Source organism: Microbacterium neungamense (assembly GCF_024971095.1).
Taxonomy (GTDB): Bacteria; Actinomycetota; Actinomycetes; order Actinomycetales; family Microbacteriaceae; genus Microbacterium; species Microbacterium neungamense.
Genome location: NZ_CP069717.1, coordinates 1,588,242 through 1,604,707 on the forward strand (window position 1 = coordinate 1,588,242; position 16,466 = coordinate 1,604,707).

Below are 16,466 nucleotides of genomic sequence, written 5' to 3' on the forward strand. Positions count from 1 at the left end.
CCGGACGGCTCCGCTACTCCTTGCCGAGGTCGCGGTGCCGCACGCTCACGGCCACCCCGGGCACGCTCGCCAGACGCCGTGCCAGCTCCTCCGCGGTCGCGACCGAGCGGTGCTTGCCGCCGGTGCATCCGATCGCGACCGTGGAATGGCTCTTGTTCTCGCGCTGGTACCCCTCCAGCACCGGACGCAGCGCGGCCGCGTAGGCGTCGAGGAACTCGCCGGCGCCCTCCTGGCCGAGCACGTAGTCGCGCACCGCGGCGTCCTGACCGGTGAAGTTGCGCAGGTCTTCGTTCCAGAACGGGTTCGGCAGGAACCGCATGTCGGCGACGAGGTCGACGTCCGTGGGCAGGCCGTACTTGAACCCGAAGCTGAGGATGGTCAGCTTGTGCCGTGCCGCGCCCTCCTCGGAGAACAGCTCGGACACCTGCGTGGCCAGCTGGTGGATGTTCAGACCGGAGGTGTCCAGGAGCACGTCGGCCGCCTCGCGGATGGGGGCGAGACGCTGCCGCTCGATCCGGATGCCGTCGAGCAGGGTGCCGTCGCCCTGCAGCGGATGCGGGCGCCGCACCGACTCGAACCGGCGGACCAGCACGTCGTCCGAGGCGTCCAGGAAGAGCACCTTCACCGAGCCGCGGGAGCGGAGCGCGCGGGCAACGCCGGGGAAGTCGTCGAAGAGGTTCCGCCCGCGGACGTCGACCACGGCGGCGACCTTCGGCAGGCTGCCGCCGCCCATGTCGGTGAGGTCGAGCAGCGGCCGCAGCATCTGCGGCGGCAGGTTGTCGACCACGTACCAGCCGAGGTCCTCCAGGGCGTTCGCCGCCGTGGTCCGGCCTGCTCCCGACATCCCGGTGACGATCAGGAACTCGCCCTTCTCCTCGGCGGTCATCGCTTCTCCCTCCCCTGCGGCTCCAGCCTATCGAGTGGCGGCCGGGCGCTGCGCCGTCAGATGGGTGTGGATGGCCGCGGCGAGGGCGGGGCCGATGCCGGCCACCTCGGTGATCCGCTCGGGCGTCGCCGCCCGCAGCGCGGTGACCGAGCCGAAGTGCTTCAGCAGCGCCTTGATCCGCGCCTCGCCGAGCCCCGGCACCTCGGCGAGCACCGTGGTGATGTCGCGCTTGCGGCGGCGGCGCTGGTGGGAGATCGCGAACCGGTGTGCCTCGTCGCGCAGCCGCTGCACGAGGTAGAGCGCCTCGCTGGTGCGGGGCAGGATGACCGGGAACTCGTCGCCGGGCACCCAGATCTCCTCGAGCCGCTTGGCGATGCCGCACAGGGCGACCTCCGGATGCCCGCTGTCGCGCAGCGCCCGCGCGGCGGCCTCGACCTGCGGGCGTCCGCCGTCCACGATCAGCAGCTGCGGCCGGTACGCGAAGCGCGGCTTCCGCCGCGTGACGACCCCTGCCGCTTCCACGGACCCTGAGCCTTCGACGGACCCTGAGCCTTCGACGGACCCTGAGCCTGTCGAAGGGTCCGGTGACGCTTCGACGAGCTCAGCGTCCGCGGCCGGCGAAAGCGGGTCGGCATCCATGTACGCCAGCCGCCGCATCAGCACCTGGTACATCGAGTCGGTGTCGTCGGTGGTCTCGGCGATGTTGAACGAGCGGTATTGGTCCTTGCGCGGCAGACCGTCCTCGAAGACGACCATCGAGGCGACGACGTTCGTGCCGCCGAGGTGTGAGATGTCGAAGCACTCGATCCGCAGCGGCGCCTCGTCCATCCCGAGCGCCTCCTGCAGGTCGGTCAGCGCCTGCGTGCGTGAGACGTAGTCGCTGGTGCGGCGGGTCTTGTGCCGCAGCAGCGCCTGCTGGGCGTTCAGCGTCGCCGTCCGCATCAGCTCGGCACGCTGTCCGCGCTGCGCGACGGCGATCTCGACCTTGCGCCCGCGCCGTTCCCGCAGCCATTCCTCGAGCTCCCGCGCGTCGTCCGGCAGCACCGGGACGAGGATGCGGCGCGGCACGTCGGCGGCCTCGCCGTACGCCTGCTGGAGCACCTGCTCGACGAGCTCGCCGCCGGAGATGTCGAGCTCCTTCTCGATCGTGAGGGCGCGGACGCCGCGCACGCGTCCTCCGCGGATGACGAAGTGCTGCACCGCCGCGGCCAGCTCGTCCTCGGCGATGCCGAACAGGTCCGCGTCCTCGTCCGCGGGCAGCACCAGGGCGCTCTTGCCGAGCACGGCCTCGATCGCGCGGAGCTTGTCGCGGTACTTCGCCGCCGCCTCGTAGTCCATGGCGGCGGACGCCTCGTGCATCCGCTTCGTCAGCTCCCGCGTGAAGCGCTCGTCACCGCCGGCCATGAAGGCGACGAAGTCGTCGACCATGGCCCGGTGCTCCTCGATGGTCACGGTCATCGAGCACGGTCCGCCGCATTTGCCGATCTGCCCGGGGAAGCACGGCCGCCCGGTCTGCATGGCCCGCTTGTAGCTGGCGTCGCTGCAGGTGCGGATCGGGAACGCCTTGATCATCAGGTCGATCGTCTCGTGCACCGCCCACACCTTCGGGTATGGACCGAAGTAGCGGGCGCCGGGGATGCGCCGGTTGCGCGTGACCATCACCCGGGGTGCCTCGTCGGCGAGCGTGATCGCCATGAACGGGTACGACTTGTCGTCCTTGTAGCGGACGTTGAACGGTGGATCGAACTCCTTGATCCACATGTACTCGAGCTGCAGCGAGTCCACGTCGGTGGCCACCACCGTCCACTCCACGGATGCCGCGGTGGTCACCATCCGGCGGGTGCGCTCGTGCAGCGTGTGCAGCGGCGCGAAGTAGTTCGACAGCCGCTGACGGAGGTTCTTCGCCTTGCCGACGTAGAGCACCCGTCCGTCGGCGTCGCGGAACCGATACACGCCCGGATCCGTGGGGATCTCGCCCGTCCGCGGCTTGTACGGCAGGACGTCGGCCATCAACCCGCCTTGCGTGCCGTCCGGTCGCCGAGGATCTCGGCAAGGAACTGCCCGGTGTGGCTCTCGTGCACGCGCGCCACCTGTTCGGGGGTGCCGGTCGCGATGATCTCGCCGCCGCCGGAGCCGCCCTCGGGACCGAGATCGATGACCCAGTCGGCGGACTTGATGACGTCGAGGTTGTGCTCGATGACGATGACGGTGTTCCCCTTGTCGACCAGGCCGTTCAGCACCTCGAGGAGCTTGCGCACGTCCTCGAAGTGCAGACCGGTGGTCGGCTCGTCGAGTACGTAGATGCTCCGCCCGTTGCTGCGGCGCTGGAGCTCGGTGGCGAGCTTGACGCGCTGCGCCTCCCCGCCGGAGAGCGTGGTCGCGGACTGCCCGAGCCGGACGTAGCCGAGCCCGACGTCGACGAGCGTCTTCAGATAGCGATGGATCGCCTGGATCGGCTCGAAGAACTCCGCGGCCTCCTCGATCGGCATCTCGAGCACCTCGGCGATGTTCTTGCCCTTGTAGTGCACGGCGAGGGTGTCCCGGTTGTACCGCTTGCCGTGGCACACCTCGCAGTCGACATACACGTCCGGCAGGAAGTTCATCTCGATCTTGATCGTGCCGTCGCCTGAGCACGCCTCGCAGCGGCCGCCCTTGACGTTGAAGCTGAACCGCCCGGGCTGGTAGCCGCGCACCTTCGCCTCGGGGGTCTCGGCGAACAGCGACCGGATCCGGTCGAAGACGCCCGTGTACGTCGCCGGGTTCGAGCGCGGCGTACGGCCGATCGGCGCCTGGTCGACGTGCACGACCTTGTCGAGGTTGTCGAGTCCCGTGACCCGGGTGTGCTTGCCCGGCACGGTGCGGGCACCGTTCAGCCGCGCGGCGAGCACCTGGTACAGGATGTCGTTCACGAGGGACGACTTGCCGGAGCCGCTCACCCCGGTGACGGCCGTGAGCACGCCGAGCGGGAACTCGGCGCTGACGTTCTTCAGGTTGTTCTCCCGGGCGCCGACGACGGTCAGCATCCGCTTCCGGTCGATCTTGCGGCGTTTGGCGGGGATCGGGATCTCGCGACGACCGGAGAGGTAGTCGCCGGTGAGCGAGTCGCGGTCGGTGAGCAGCGCGGAGTACGGGCCGGAGTGGACGACCTGTCCCCCGTCGACACCGGCCCGCGGCCCGATGTCGACGACCCAGTCGGCGGCCTCGATGGTCTCCTCGTCGTGCTCGACGACGATCAGGGTGTTCCCGAGGTCGCGCAGCTTCTCCAGGGTCTGGATGAGACGGCGGTTGTCGCGCTGATGCAGGCCGATGGAGGGCTCGTCGAGCACGTAGAGCACCCCGGTCAGGCCGGAGCCGATCTGCGTGGCGAGCCGGATGCGCTGCGCCTCGCCGCCCGAGAGGGAGCCGGCCGAGCGGCTGAGGTTGAGGTATGCCAGGCCCACCTGCAGCAGGAAGTCGAGCCGGAGCCGGATCTCGCGCAGCACCTGCGCAGCGATCTTCGCCTCGCGATCGGTGAGCACCAGCTTCTCCATGAACTCGCGCGCCTCGGCGAGGCTGAGGTGCGACACCTCGGCGATGGAGTGGCCGTGCACGAGCACCGAGAGCACCTCCGGCTTGAGCCGATCGCCGTTGCAGACGGGGCACGGCACCTCGCGGAGGTACTCGCCCCAGCGGTTGCGCTGGGTGTCGCTCTCGGCCTGCAGGTACTGGCGCTCGATGTAGGGGACGACACCCTCGAAGCCGGACGTGTACCGCATCTCCCGGCCGTACCGGTTCTTCCACTTCACGGTGACCTTGTAGTTGTCACCGCGCAGCACGGCCTCGCGCACGTCGGAGTGCAGTTCCCGCCACGGCGTGTCCAGTGAGAAGTCGAGATCGCGAGCGAGCCCTTCCAGAAGCCGCTCGTAGTACTGGAAGAGCCCCTTGCCCTGCGTGGTCCAGGGCAGGATGACACCCTCCCGGATGGACAGATCCTCGTCGCCGAGCATGAGGTCGACGTCCACCGACATCCGGGTGCCCAGGCCCGAGCAGGCGGGGCAGGCGCCGAACGGCGCGTTGAAGGAGAAGGTGCGCGGCTCGATCTCGGTGAGGGTGATCGGATGCCCGTTGGGGCAGGCGAGCTTCTCGGAGAACGACTGCCAGGCGGCATCCCCCTCCTGGTCCACGAAGTTCACCTGCATGACGCCGCCGGCCAGGCTCAGCGCGGTCTCCACCGAGTCGGTGACCCGTGCGAGGATGTCTGGCGACGCGACGAGACGGTCGACGACGACGGCGATGTCGTGCTTGTAGCTCTTCTTGAGCGTCGGCGGCTCGGAGAGCTGGATGAGCTCCCCGTCGACGATGGCCCGCGAGTACCCCTTGGCCCCGAGCTCGCGGAACAGGTCGACGAACTCGCCCTTCTTCTGCGAGACCACGGGAGCGACGATCTGGTAGCGGGTGCGCTCCGGCAGCTCCATCAGCTGGTCGGCGATCTGCTGCACGGTCTGGCGCTGGATCTTCTCACCGCACTCCGGACAGTGCGGCACGCCGATGCGGGCCCAGAGCAGACGCATGTAGTCGTAGATCTCGGTGATCGTGCCCACCGTCGACCGCGGGTTGCGGTTCGTCGACTTCTGGTCGATGGACACCGCAGGGCTGAGACCCTCGATGAAGTCCACGTCCGGTCGGTCCACCTGACCGAGGAACTGACGGGCGTAGGCGCTCAGCGACTCGACGTACCGGCGCTGCCCCTCCGCGAAGATCGTGTCGAAGGCGAGGCTCGATTTCCCGGAGCCGGACAGGCCGGTGAAGACGACCAGCGCGTCTCTGGGGATGTCGAGGTCGACGTTCTTGAGATTGTGCACGCGGGCACCGCGAACACTGAGTTTTCCTTGGCTGGCGACGGGAACGATGGGCACCCGTCAAGTCTAGGAGGGGCCACGGACACCGGCTCCGGAGTCGCTGACAGCGTAATCGCGGAGGGCTGCGGCAGGCTCAGCGGACGGCGGGAACGGAGCGGACCGGCGGCTCCTCCGGGGCGCGCCCGGCGAAGGGTGCGAGGGCGTCGCGGAGCCGCGCGACCTCGTCCACGTCCATGCCGACGCGGGCCATCACCTGCTTCGGCACCTCGACCGCCCTGGCGCGGAGTGCGCGACCGGCATCCGTCAGCTCGATGTCGAGACGGCGCTCGTCCTGGGCGCTGCGGGTGCGCCGCACCAGGCCGTCGCGCTCGAGGCGCTTGACCAGCGGCGAGGCGCTTGCCGGATCCATCGCGAGGTCGGCGGCGAGGTCGTGCAGCGCCCGCGGCGCCCTCTCCCACAGCGCGAGCATGACCAGGTACTGCGGATGCGTGAGCCCGAGCGGCTCGAGGATGGGCCGGTACACCGCGACGACGTTCCGTGCGGCGGTGACCATGGCGAAGCAGAGCTGGTTCTCCAGGCGGAGGAGGTCGTCGTCGCTCGTCATGACGTTCATGATACCGGGTAGCAAATAGTTAGTACACTAAGGATCATGAACGAGCATCCCGAGCGCACCTCCCTCCGAACCCGCGTGCGCGAGGCGGGCGGGTGGTACGCGTGGTTCAACTCGCGCCTCATCCGCTACGCGGGACCGGCATCCGTCGGTCCGTATGAGAAGACGCCGCCGCCCACCCCGGAGGAACGCGCCGAACGCGGATGCCCGCTGTGCGGCGCACCGATGAACCGGCACGAGATCGACCGCAGCGGCCCCAAGCCGCTCATGCACTGCCCTTGAGCTTCCCCGGGAAGCCGTGAGCGCCGGCCGCCGTGGGCTGATCGTCAGGCGTGGCCGGCCCGCTCCATCGCCCGCAGCTCCTTCTTCAGGTCCTGCACCTCGTCGCGCAGACGGGCGGCGAGTTCGAACTTGAGCTCCGCAGCGGCCGCGAGCATCTGCTCGGACAGATCGGCGATCGTCTCCTCCAGCTGCGTGGCGCCCTCCGCGGCGATGCCCTCGCGGCGCAGATTCGGCGTCGGCGACTTGCCCTTGCCGCTCTTGCCCGCCTTGCCGCGGCCGGCCCTCATATCGGCGGTGTCCGCGGCTTCGCGGGCGAGCACCTCGGTGATGTCGGCGATCCGCTTGCGCAGCGGCTGCGGATCGATGCCGTGCGCGGTGTTGTAGGCGATCTGCTTCTCGCGACGACGCTCGGTCTCCTCGATGGCGCTGCGCATCGACTCCGTGATGTTGTCGGCGTACATGTGCACCTGACCGGACACGTTGCGGGCCGCGCGTCCGATGGTCTGGATGAGCGAGGTGCCCGAGCGGAGGAAGCCCTCCTTGTCCGCGTCCAGGATCGCGACGAGCGACACCTCGGGCAGGTCGAGGCCCTCCCGCAGCAGGTTGATGCCGACGAGCACGTCGTACACCCCCGCCCGTAGCTCGGTGAGCAGTTCCACGCGCCGGAGGGTGTCGACGTCGGAGTGCAGGTAGCGCACCCGCACGCCGTGCTCGCCGAGGAAGTCCGTGAGCTCCTCGGCCATCTTCTTGGTGAGGGTGGTGACCAGCACCCGCTCGTCGCGCTCGACGCGCAGCCGGATCTCCTCGAGCAGGTCGTCGATCTGCCCCTTCGACGGCTTCACCACGATCTCCGGGTCGACCAGACCGGTCGGGCGGATGATCTGCTCGACGACCCCGTCGGCGATGCCCATCTCGTACTTGCCCGGGGTGGCCGAGAGGTACACGGTCTGCCCGATCCGGTTCTTGAACTCGTCCCAACGCAGCGGCCGGTTGTCCATGGCGCTGGGCAGTCGGAACCCGTGCTCGACCAGCGTGCGCTTGCGCGACGCATCCCCTTCGTACATGGCGCCGATCTGCGGGACCGTGACGTGCGACTCGTCGATGACGAGCAGGAAGTCGTCGGGGAAGAAGTCGAGCAGGGTGTGCGGCGGCTCGCCGGGCTGCCGGCCGTCCAGGTGGCGGGAGTAGTTCTCGATGCCGGAGCAGAAGCCGAGCTGCTGCAGCATCTCGAGATCGAAGGTGGTGCGCATGCGCAGGCGCTGCGCCTCGAGCAGCTTGCCCTGGCGCTCCAGCTCGGCGAGCCGCTCCGCCAGCTCCGCCTCGATCGTTCCGATCGCGCGCTGGATGACGTCGGTTCCTGCCACGTAGTGGGATGCCGGGAAGATCGGGACCGAGTCGAGCTTGGCGAGCACCTCGCCGGTGAGCGGATGCAGGGAGTAGAGCGCCTCGATCTCGTCGCCGAACAACTCGATCCGGATCGCGTGCTCCTCGTACACCGGGATGATCTCGATCGTGTCGCCGCGGACGCGGAAGTTGCCGCGCGAGAAGTCGACGTCGTTGCGGTTGTACTGCATCGAGATGAACTGGCGGATGAGGGCGTCCCGGTCGTACCGCTCCCCCACCTGCAGCGCGACCATGGCGCGGAGGTACTCCTCGGGCGCACCGAGGCCGTAGATGCAGGACACCGTGGAGACCACGACGACGTCCCGGCGGGACAGCAGCGAGTTGGTCGTCGAGTGCCGGAGCCGCTCGACCTCGGCGTTGATCGAGGAGTCCTTCTCGATGAAGGTGTCCGTCTGCGGCACGTACGCCTCGGGCTGGTAGTAGTCGTAATAGGAGACGAAGTACTCGACGGCGTTGTGGGGCATCAGCTCGCGGAACTCGTTCGCCAGCTGCGCGGCGAGGGTCTTGTTGTGCGCGAGCACGAGTGTGGGCCGCTGCACCTGCTCGATGAGCCAGGCGGTGGTCGCCGACTTGCCGGTTCCGGTCGCGCCCAGCAGCACGACGTCCGTCTCGCCGGCGTTGATGCGCGCCGCGAGCTCGGCGATCGCCTGGGGCTGGTCGCCGGCGGGCGCGTACTCGCTGACGACCTCGAAGGGGCGGACGCTGCGCGTGGGTTGCATACCTCCAGCGTAGGCCGGGCCCCGGACATCGGGTCCGCCGGCGCCGACGTCCCCCCTCGGGTCCTGTCCGCAGGTTCGCGCACGGTGCGCGGGAGCGGATGTCGACGGCGCCGCCTATCGTGGAGCCGTGATCGAGTTCCTGATCGGCACCAGCCTCGCGGCGTCCGCGGGGCTGAATGCGTGGATGCCGCTGTTCCTGCTCGGGCTCGCCGATCGCCTGCTTCCACCGGTGCAGCTGCCGAGCGCGTGGGCGTGGCTGTCGAGCGATCCGGCGCTGTGGATCATCGGGGCGCTGCTCGTGCTGGAGATCGTGGCCGACAAGATCCCGGCGCTGGACTCCGTCAACGACATCGTGCAGAGCGTGATCCGCCCCGCCGCCGGCGGCATCGCGTTCGGGGCGGGCGCCGGAGCGGAGACGCTGGCCGTCGGCGACCCCGCGGCGTTCTTCGCGGACAACGCCTGGGTGCCGGTCGCGCTCGGCATCGCGGTCGCGCTGGTCGTGCACGTGGTCAAGGCGAGCACGCGCGTGGCGGCGAACACGACGACCGCCGGGATGGCGGGCCCGGTGCTCAGCACGGCCGAGGACGGCACGTCCTTCCTGCTCGCGGCGCTGGCCCTGACGATCCCCGTCCTCGCCGGCGTCGTGCTCATCGCCCTCGTCATGGGTGTCGTGGCGATCACCCGTCGCCTGCGGCGCCGGCGAGAGCGCACCCGGAGCGCGGCGGGCGGCATACCGACGTGACCCCGGCCCTCGGCCCCGAGGTTCGAGGGCCTCAGACCCGACCCGAGGGTTCCGACCGCAGTGCGGCGACGGCGAGGGCTGCGGCGGCCGCGCACATCCCGACGATGAGCAGCACGAACCAGGCCCAGTCAGCCCGGCCGAAGACCAGCCCGAGCGCCCAGCCGAAAAGGCTCGATCCGGAGTAGTAGCCGAAGTAGTACAGGGAGGATGCCTGGGCGCGGTGCCGGGCATCCGACGCGACCGGCGCCCACCCGGACGCGATCGCGTGCGCGGCGAAGAAGCCCGCCGTGAAGAGCACCAGGCCGATCAGCACGGCCGCCGTGAGCGGGACGAGCATGAGCAGGACGCCCAGCGCCGTCACGGCGAGCGATCCGAGCAGCACCCGGTAGCGTCCGTATCGGGTGGCCGCCGACCCCGCCCAGGGTGAGGAGATCGTGCCGGCGAGGTAGGCGAGGAAGAGCAGCGTCACCAGCCATGCGGGCAGCAGGAACGGCGCCGCGGCGAGGTGGAAGCCGAGGTAGTTGTACACCGCGACGAAGGCGCCCATCAGCAGGAAGCCCTGCGCGTAGAGCGCGATCTGCGGGAAGGACCGCAGCGGCACCAGCAGCCGTGCCAGCAGGCCCGGGCCTTCCGCCCGGAGCGGACGGGGCGTGAAGCGGCGGGAGCGCGGGGTGAGCCAGAGGAACAGCGCCGCCGCGATGGCGCAGAGCAGTGCGACCGCCCAGACGCCGGCCCGCCAGCCGGCGAGCTCGCCGACGGCGCCCGACACGATGCGGCCACTGAGGCCGCCGACCGTAGTCCCGGCGATGTAGCTTCCCGCCGCCGCGGCCGCATGGCGTGCGCCCACCTCCTCGCTCAGGTAGGCGAGGGCGACCGCAGGCACGGCGCCCAGCGCGATGCCCTCCGCAAAGCGGACCAGGAGCAGCTGGGTCACCTCTCCGGTCAACGGCGCGGCGAGGCCGAGCAGGGTCGCGGCGATCACGCCGCCGCCCATGGCACGGATGCGGCCGAAGCGGTCGGCGACGAGGGACCACGGGATCACCGCCGCGGCGAGTCCGGGGGTCGCGGCCGAGACGCTCAGCGCGGCGGTCGCCGGGGAGACGGACAGGTCGTCGGCCATCCGCGGCAGCACCGCCTGCGTCGAGTACAACTGGGCGAAGGTGGCGATCCCGGCGAAGAAGAGGCCGGCGAGAAGCCGGCGGTACGATCGGGAGCCCGGGGCGTGCCCAGAACCTGCTGTGCTCACCGGGAGCGGATCCGGCGCCAGAGCGCGTCGACCTGTGCGAAGGTCTCCTCCAGCGTCCCCGAGGTGTCGATCACCACGTCCGCGATCGCGCGGCGTTCGGCATCCGTCACCTGTGCGGCGATCCTCGCCTCCGCGGCCTCGGACGTCATGCCGCGCTGCTCGACGAGCCGGCGCCGCCGCACCTCGGCGGGCGCGTCGGCGACGACGATGAGCTCCCACGGGTCGTCCACGCGCGCCTCCACCAGCAGCGGCACGTCGTACACCACGACGGCCTCCGGGTCCGCGGCCAAGGCGTCGGCGAAGCGACGTGCGGACTCGGCGCGGACGGCGGGATGCACGATCGCGTTCAGACGCGCGAGCGCCTCCGGGTCCCCGAAGACGCGGGCGCCCAGGGCGGCGCGGTCGAGGGAGCCGTCCGGCAGCAGGACGTCGTCGCCGAACGCGGCCGCGATCTCGCCCAGCACAGGCGAGCCGGGGGCCTGCACCTCGCGCACGAGCTGGTCGGCGTCCACGATCACGGCGCCGAGTGCGGCCAGGCGCCGGGCGATCGTCGACTTGCCGGATGCGATGCCGCCGGTGAGCGCGATGAGGGGCATGGTGTCCATCCTGGCACGCCGCCCTCCGGCATCCGGCGCGCGGGGAGACGCGAAAGCGGGCCGCCACCCGGAGGTGACGGCCCGCTTTCGAAGGGGCGTGCTTACGCGTTGCCGCCCGACAGCTTCTCGCGGAGAGCCGCGAGAGCCTCGTCGTCAGCGAGGGTGCCGGCGCCGGCCGACTCGCTCGAGAACGACTGGGCGCCGAAGTCGTCGCCCGCGGCGGCCTCGGCCTCGGCGGCCTTGAGGACCTGAGCCTTGTGCGCCTCCCAGCGGGCCTGAGCAGCGGCGTACTCCTGCTCCCACTTGTCGCGGGCCTCCTCGAAGCCTTCCTTCCACTGGTTGGTCTCCGGGTCGAAGCCCTCGGGGTACTTGTACTCGCCGTTCTCGTCGTACTCGGCGAGCATGCCGTACAGGGCCGGGTCGAACTCGGTGCCGTACGGGTCGACCGACTCGTTCGCCTGCTTCAGCGAGAGCGAGATGCGGCGACGCTCGAGGTCGATGTCGATGACCTTGACGAAGACCTCCTCGCCCACCGACACGACCTGCTCGGCCAGCTCGACGTGCTTGCTGGAGAGCTCGGAGATGTGCACGAGGCCCTCGATGCCGTCGGCGACGCGGACGAACGCACCGAACGGAACGAGCTTGGTGACCTTGCCCGGAGCGATCTGGCCGATCGCGTGGGTGCGGGCGAAGACCTGCCACGGGTCCTCCTGCGTCGCCTTGAGCGACAGCGAGACGCGCTCGCGGTCGAGGTCGACCTCGAGGATCTCGACGGTGACCTCCTGGCCGACCTCGACGACCTCGGAGGCGTGCTCGATGTGCTTCCAGGACAGCTCGGAGACGTGCACGAGGCCGTCCACGCCGCCCAGGTCGACGAACGCACCGAAGTTGACGATCGAGGAGACGACACCCTTGCGGACCTGACCCTTGTGCAGGTTGTTCAGGAAGGTGGTGCGCGACTCGGACTGGGTCTGCTCGAGCAGCGCGCGGCGGCTGAGCACAACGTTGTTGCGGTTCTTGTCCAGCTCGAGGATCTTCGCCTCGAGCTCCTGGCCCAGGTACGGGGTCAGGTCGCGGACGCGGCGCAGCTCGATGAGCGAGGCCGGGAGGAAGCCGCGGAGGCCGATGTCGACGATCAGGCCGCCCTTGACGACCTCGATGACGGTGCCGGTGACGACGCCGTCGTTCTCCTTGATCTTCTCGACGTCGCCCCAGGCGCGCTCGTACTGGGCGCGCTTCTTGGAGAGGATCAGGCGGCCTTCCTTGTCCTCCTTCTGGAGAACGAGGGCCTCGACCTGGTCGCCGACGGCGACGACCTCGTTGGGGTCGACGTCGTGCTTGATGGAAAGCTCGCGGGAGGGGATCACACCCTCGGTCTTGTAGCCGACGTCGAGCAGAACCTCATCGCGGTCGATCTTGACGATCGTGCCCTCGATGATGTCGCCGTCGTTGAAGAACTTCAGGGTCTTCTCGACCGCGGCCAGGAAGTCCTCAGCAGAGCCGATGTCGTTGATCGCGACCTGCTTGGTGGCCGGGGCGGTCGTTGCGCTAGTCATGTAGTGGGTTGTCCTTGTTGAATGGATGATCGGGCCCCGAGCCCGAGCCGGCATCGGCCCAGGTGTGAACCTCGAGGCGGGTGGATGGGATTGCAGTGTCACGAAGGCATGCCTAGGCGCGCCACGAGTGACACTTCAGATTATCAGATGCAACGGATGCCGCGAAGCGCGTATTCCTGTGGATAACTCCTGCGGCGTGTCGGCGCGTTCGGTTAGCGTGTCGGGCGTGAGGAAGACCCGCGCCACCGTCCTGTGCGCGTCGGCGATCGTGCTCGGGATGCTGACCGCATGCACTCCTGCTCCGGAGCCGACGCCGACCGAGACCGCGCTGTTCGCATCCGAGGAGGAGGCCTTCGCGGCCGCCGAGGAGACGTATCGCGAGTACACCGATGCCCTGAACGCCGTCGACCTCAGCGATCCGGAAACGTTCGAGCCGCTCTATCGGTGGATGTCGGGAGACGCCGAAGCGTCCGCCAAAGAGATGCTGACTAGTTTTCATGCCGATGGCTACACAACTTCGGGCGAGACGCTGGTTGTGTCGTTCGAGCCAACCGGCGCCGACCTCAAACGCGATCGTGTCAGCGCAAATGTTTGCGTTGACGTCAGCAACGTTGACGTTGTCGACAGTCATGGCGCCTCTGTCGTTCCTCCGGATCGGAAGGATATCCAGGCGCTGGTCGTCGAATTCGTAGTAGCAGAGACACCAACCGGCCTCTCGATCGATTCGAGCAAAGGTGATGGGAGCGTCGTATGCCAACAATGACCGGCATCGGTGTCGCTCTCATTGTTGCCAACAGCCTGGTATCACCAGCGGCGGCGGGTTCGAGTGCTCCGAACTGCGGAGTGATGTGGGTTGGGTGCCCGATCTCGGACAACGACGGTAGTTCTCTCATCATCTCCGGTTCCGACACCCGACCGGGCTCGGGAGGCTCCGATGGCGATGGCCCCGGGTATCACGGGGTCGGGAATGACACCAGTGATCCGGTCATGGACTTCAGTCCGGCGGACCCGCCGAGCTTCGGCGAGTGCATGGTCAATTGGAACGACTACATCGGCTGCTTCCGCGCCCGGCACGAAGACGAGGCCGCCCCCGCACCCGAGGACGACGCGCCCGCCATCCCCGCCGTCACCATCACCGACCTCGCGCGCTTCTCCCCCACCCCGAGCACCGTCGCCGGCGAGCCGGACAACCTCGGTGTAGCCGGGCTCCCCTCGAACTTCGTCGCGACGGCATCCGAGCACACCGCGAACGGCACGCTGTTCGGCTTCCCCATCAGCGTGCGCTTCACCCCCGAGACCTTCACCTTCCACTACGGCGACGGCGCCACCAGGACCACCTCCACCGGCGGCGCGAGCTGGGACGCCCTCGGCCAGGCCCAGTTCACTCCGACCGACACCAGCCACACCTACGCCGCACGCGGTACCTACGACGCCCGCGTCGACGTCTCCTACTCCGCCGAGATCGACCTCGGCATCGGCTGGTTCCCGGTCGACGGCCTGCTCACCACGACCGGGCCGGCGCAGAGCATCCGCGTCTTCGAAGCCCACACCGCGCTCGTCGCGCACACCTGCACCGAGACCCCAGGCGCCGCCGGCTGCTGACCGCCCGCTGCGGCCCGGCCCTGTCGGCGCCCGCCCGTATGCTGAACGCGTGACCGACCGACTGATGCTGCTCGACACCGCGTCCCTCTACTTCCGCGCGTTCTACGGCGTCCCCGACAAGGTGAAGGCGCCGAACGGCATGTCGGTCAACGCCGTCCGCGGGCTGCTCGACATCGTCGCGAAGCTCGTGTCCACGTACCGGCCGACTCATCTCGTCGCCTGCTGGGACGACGACTGGCGCCCGCAGTGGCGGGTCGACCTCATCCCGAGCTACAAGGCCCACCGAGTCGTCGAGGTCGTTCCCGGCGGACCGGACGTCGAAGAGGTGCCCGACCCGCTGGAGCAGCAGGTGCCGCTCATCCGTGAAGCGCTCGCCGCTCTCGACATCCCGATCATCGGCGTCGCCGAGCACGAGGCGGACGATGTGATCGGCACTCTCGCGACCCGTTCGACCATGCCCGTCGACATCGTCACCGGCGACCGCGACCTGTTCCAGCTCATCGACGACGCCCGCGACGTGCGGGTCATCTACACCGCCCGCGGCATGAGCAACCTGGAGATCGTGACGGACGCCGTCGTGGTCGCCAAGTACGGCGTGCTCCCGTCGCAGTACGCCGACTTCGCCACCCTCCGCGGCGACGCATCCGACGGACTGCCCGGCGTCAAGGGCATCGGCGAGAAGACCGCGGCGACGCTGCTGCAGACGCACGGCGACCTCGACGCGATCCGCACGGCCGCGGCGAACGGCTCCGGTCTGAGCGCCACGGTGTCGGCGCGGTTCCTGGCCGCAGCGGACTACCTCGACGTCGCGCCCACCGTCGTGCGGGTGGCCACCGATCTCGACATCGCGGTGCCGGCCGCGCCCCTGCATCCGCTCGACGAACCGGCCGCCAAGGCCGCGACGGCTTTCGCCGAGCAGTGGAACCTGGGCGGTTCGATGACCCGCGCCGTCGACGCGCTCGCCGCCACCGCCTGATCCGGGTCGGCCCGCCTCAGCTCGCCCACGCGCGGAGACGATCCAGACCCCACGTGGTGACGATGCGCTCGGGCGGCACGCCGGCCTGCTCGGCGCGCTCCGCGCCGTAGTCCAGCAGCGACAGCTGCCCGGGCGCGTGCGCGTCGGAGTCGATCGAGAACAGGCACCCCTCCTCCAGCGCGATCGCGATGAGGTCGTCCGGCGGGTCCTGGCGCTCCGGGCGCGAATTGATCTCGACCGCAACCCCGTTCTCGGCGCACGCCGCGAACACGGCTCGCGCGTCGAACTGCGACTGCGGCCGGGTCCCGCGCGATCCCTGCACCAGCCGTCCGGTGCAGTGGCCGAGCACGTTCACGTGCGGGTTCGACACGGCGGCGATCATGCGCGCGGTCATCGGCCCGGCGTCCATGCGCAGCAGGGAGTGGACGGATGCCACGACGATGTCGAGCTCCTCGAGCAGTTCGGGCTCCTGGTCGAGCGCGCCGTCCTCGAGGATGTCCACCTCGATGCCGGCGAGCACGGTGAGCCCGTCGCCGGACTGCCCGCGCACCAGCGGGATCTGCTCGCGGAGCCGCTCGGGTGACAGTCCGCGGGCGACCCGCAGCCGCGGCGAGTGATCGGTGATCGCGAGGTACTCGTGCTTCAGCGCCCGCGCCGCCGCCACCATCGTCTCGATCGGCGTGGTGCCGTCCGACCAGTCGGTGTGCGCGTGCAGGTCGCCGCGCAGCTTCGCCCGCAGCTGGGACGTGCGCTCCGGCTCTGCCACCCCGCGCAGCTCGACCAGGTAGTCCGGCACCCGCCCCTCCTGCGCCTGCCGGATCACCTCGAACGTCGACGACCCTATGCCCTTCACCGCGCGCAGCCGGGTCGGGTCGTGCAGGACCTCCTCAGGCAGCCCTTCGAGCGCCGCGCCCGCCTGGCGGAACGCCCGCGCCCGGTACCGCGACGCCCGCTCCCGCTCCAGCAGGGTGGCGATCTCGAGAAGGGCTTCGACGGCGTCCATGGCGTC

At 69.7% G+C, this 16,466-nt stretch carries 14 protein-coding genes; 5 read left to right on the plus strand and 9 right to left on the minus strand.

The genetic code is table 11. The features are described from left to right. Positions 1–13 precede the first annotated feature (13 nt). The 4 genes from rapZ to JSY13_RS07660 all read right to left on the minus strand — a co-directional run bounded on the left by rapZ (position 14) and on the right by JSY13_RS07660 (position 6,328). Entirely contained in the window at positions 14–886 is an 873-nt protein-coding gene (rapZ, locus tag JSY13_RS07645) for an RNase adapter RapZ (protein WP_259606136.1), read from the minus strand. 27 nt (positions 887–913) lie between these two features. Further along, on the minus strand, positions 914–2,896 hold the full coding sequence (uvrC, locus tag JSY13_RS07650) for an excinuclease ABC subunit UvrC (protein WP_259606137.1): 1,983 nt from the start codon (positions 2,894–2,896) through the stop codon (positions 914–916). Then, entirely contained in the window at positions 2,896–5,781 is a 2,886-nt protein-coding gene (uvrA, locus tag JSY13_RS07655) for an excinuclease ABC subunit UvrA (RefSeq protein WP_259606138.1), read from the minus strand. The genes uvrC and uvrA overlap by 1 nt, the downstream gene beginning before the upstream one ends. A 76-nt stretch (positions 5,782–5,857) precedes the next feature. Beyond that, complete coding sequence (locus tag JSY13_RS07660; protein ID WP_259606139.1) at positions 5,858–6,328, minus strand: MarR family winged helix-turn-helix transcriptional regulator; 471 nt, start codon at positions 6,326–6,328, stop codon at positions 5,858–5,860. Between the two features lie 45 nt (positions 6,329–6,373). Here JSY13_RS07660 and JSY13_RS07665 point away from each other — a divergent pair, with 45 nt between their 5' ends. Further along, positions 6,374–6,616 (plus strand): hypothetical protein, encoded by a 243-nt coding sequence (locus JSY13_RS07665; protein ID WP_259606140.1) that lies wholly within the window; start codon positions 6,374–6,376, stop codon positions 6,614–6,616. A gap of 44 nt (positions 6,617–6,660) precedes the next feature. Here the strand turns inward: JSY13_RS07665 and uvrB are convergent, their stop codons facing one another. Continuing rightward, positions 6,661–8,739: an excinuclease ABC subunit UvrB gene (gene uvrB / locus JSY13_RS07670; protein ID WP_259606141.1), complete on the minus strand. Its 2,079-nt coding sequence runs from the start codon at positions 8,737–8,739 to the stop codon at positions 6,661–6,663. Between the two features lie 127 nt (positions 8,740–8,866). Here uvrB and JSY13_RS07675 point away from each other — a divergent pair, with 127 nt between their 5' ends. Continuing rightward, complete coding sequence (locus JSY13_RS07675) at positions 8,867–9,481, plus strand: DUF4126 domain-containing protein (RefSeq protein ID WP_259606142.1); 615 nt, start codon at positions 8,867–8,869, stop codon at positions 9,479–9,481. A 31-nt stretch (positions 9,482–9,512) separates the two neighbouring features. Here the strand turns inward: JSY13_RS07675 and JSY13_RS07680 are convergent, their stop codons facing one another. The 3 genes from JSY13_RS07680 to rpsA all read right to left on the minus strand — a co-directional run bounded on the left by JSY13_RS07680 (position 9,513) and on the right by rpsA (position 12,879). Next, positions 9,513–10,727, minus strand: coding sequence for an MFS transporter (locus tag JSY13_RS07680; RefSeq protein WP_259606143.1), 1,215 nt, complete (start codon positions 10,725–10,727; stop codon positions 9,513–9,515). Further along, entirely contained in the window at positions 10,724–11,323 is a 600-nt protein-coding gene (gene coaE, locus JSY13_RS07685; RefSeq protein WP_259606144.1) for a dephospho-CoA kinase, read from the minus strand. The genes JSY13_RS07680 and coaE overlap by 4 nt, the downstream gene beginning before the upstream one ends. Before the next feature lie 101 nt (positions 11,324–11,424). Continuing rightward, complete coding sequence (gene rpsA, locus JSY13_RS07690) at positions 11,425–12,879, minus strand: 30S ribosomal protein S1 (RefSeq protein ID WP_259606145.1); 1,455 nt, start codon at positions 12,877–12,879, stop codon at positions 11,425–11,427. A 226-nt stretch (positions 12,880–13,105) separates the two neighbouring features. Here rpsA and JSY13_RS07695 point away from each other — a divergent pair, with 226 nt between their 5' ends. From JSY13_RS07695 to JSY13_RS07705, 3 genes are all read left to right on the plus strand, one after another. Then, positions 13,106–13,642, plus strand: a complete 537-nt coding sequence (locus JSY13_RS07695) for a hypothetical protein (protein ID WP_259606146.1) — start codon at positions 13,106–13,108, stop codon at positions 13,640–13,642. A 224-nt stretch (positions 13,643–13,866) separates the two neighbouring features. Next, positions 13,867–14,481, plus strand: coding sequence for a hypothetical protein (locus tag JSY13_RS07700; RefSeq protein WP_259606147.1), 615 nt, complete (start codon positions 13,867–13,869; stop codon positions 14,479–14,481). 49 nt (positions 14,482–14,530) lie between these two features. Beyond that, entirely contained in the window at positions 14,531–15,457 is a 927-nt protein-coding gene (locus tag JSY13_RS07705) for a 5'-3' exonuclease (RefSeq protein WP_259606148.1), read from the plus strand. 16 nt (positions 15,458–15,473) lie between these two features. Here the strand turns inward: JSY13_RS07705 and JSY13_RS07710 are convergent, their stop codons facing one another. Further along, a complete protein-coding gene (locus tag JSY13_RS07710) occupies positions 15,474–16,460 on the minus strand; it encodes a PHP domain-containing protein (protein ID WP_259606149.1) in 987 nt (328 codons plus the stop codon). Between the last annotated feature and the right edge of the window lie 6 nt (positions 16,461–16,466).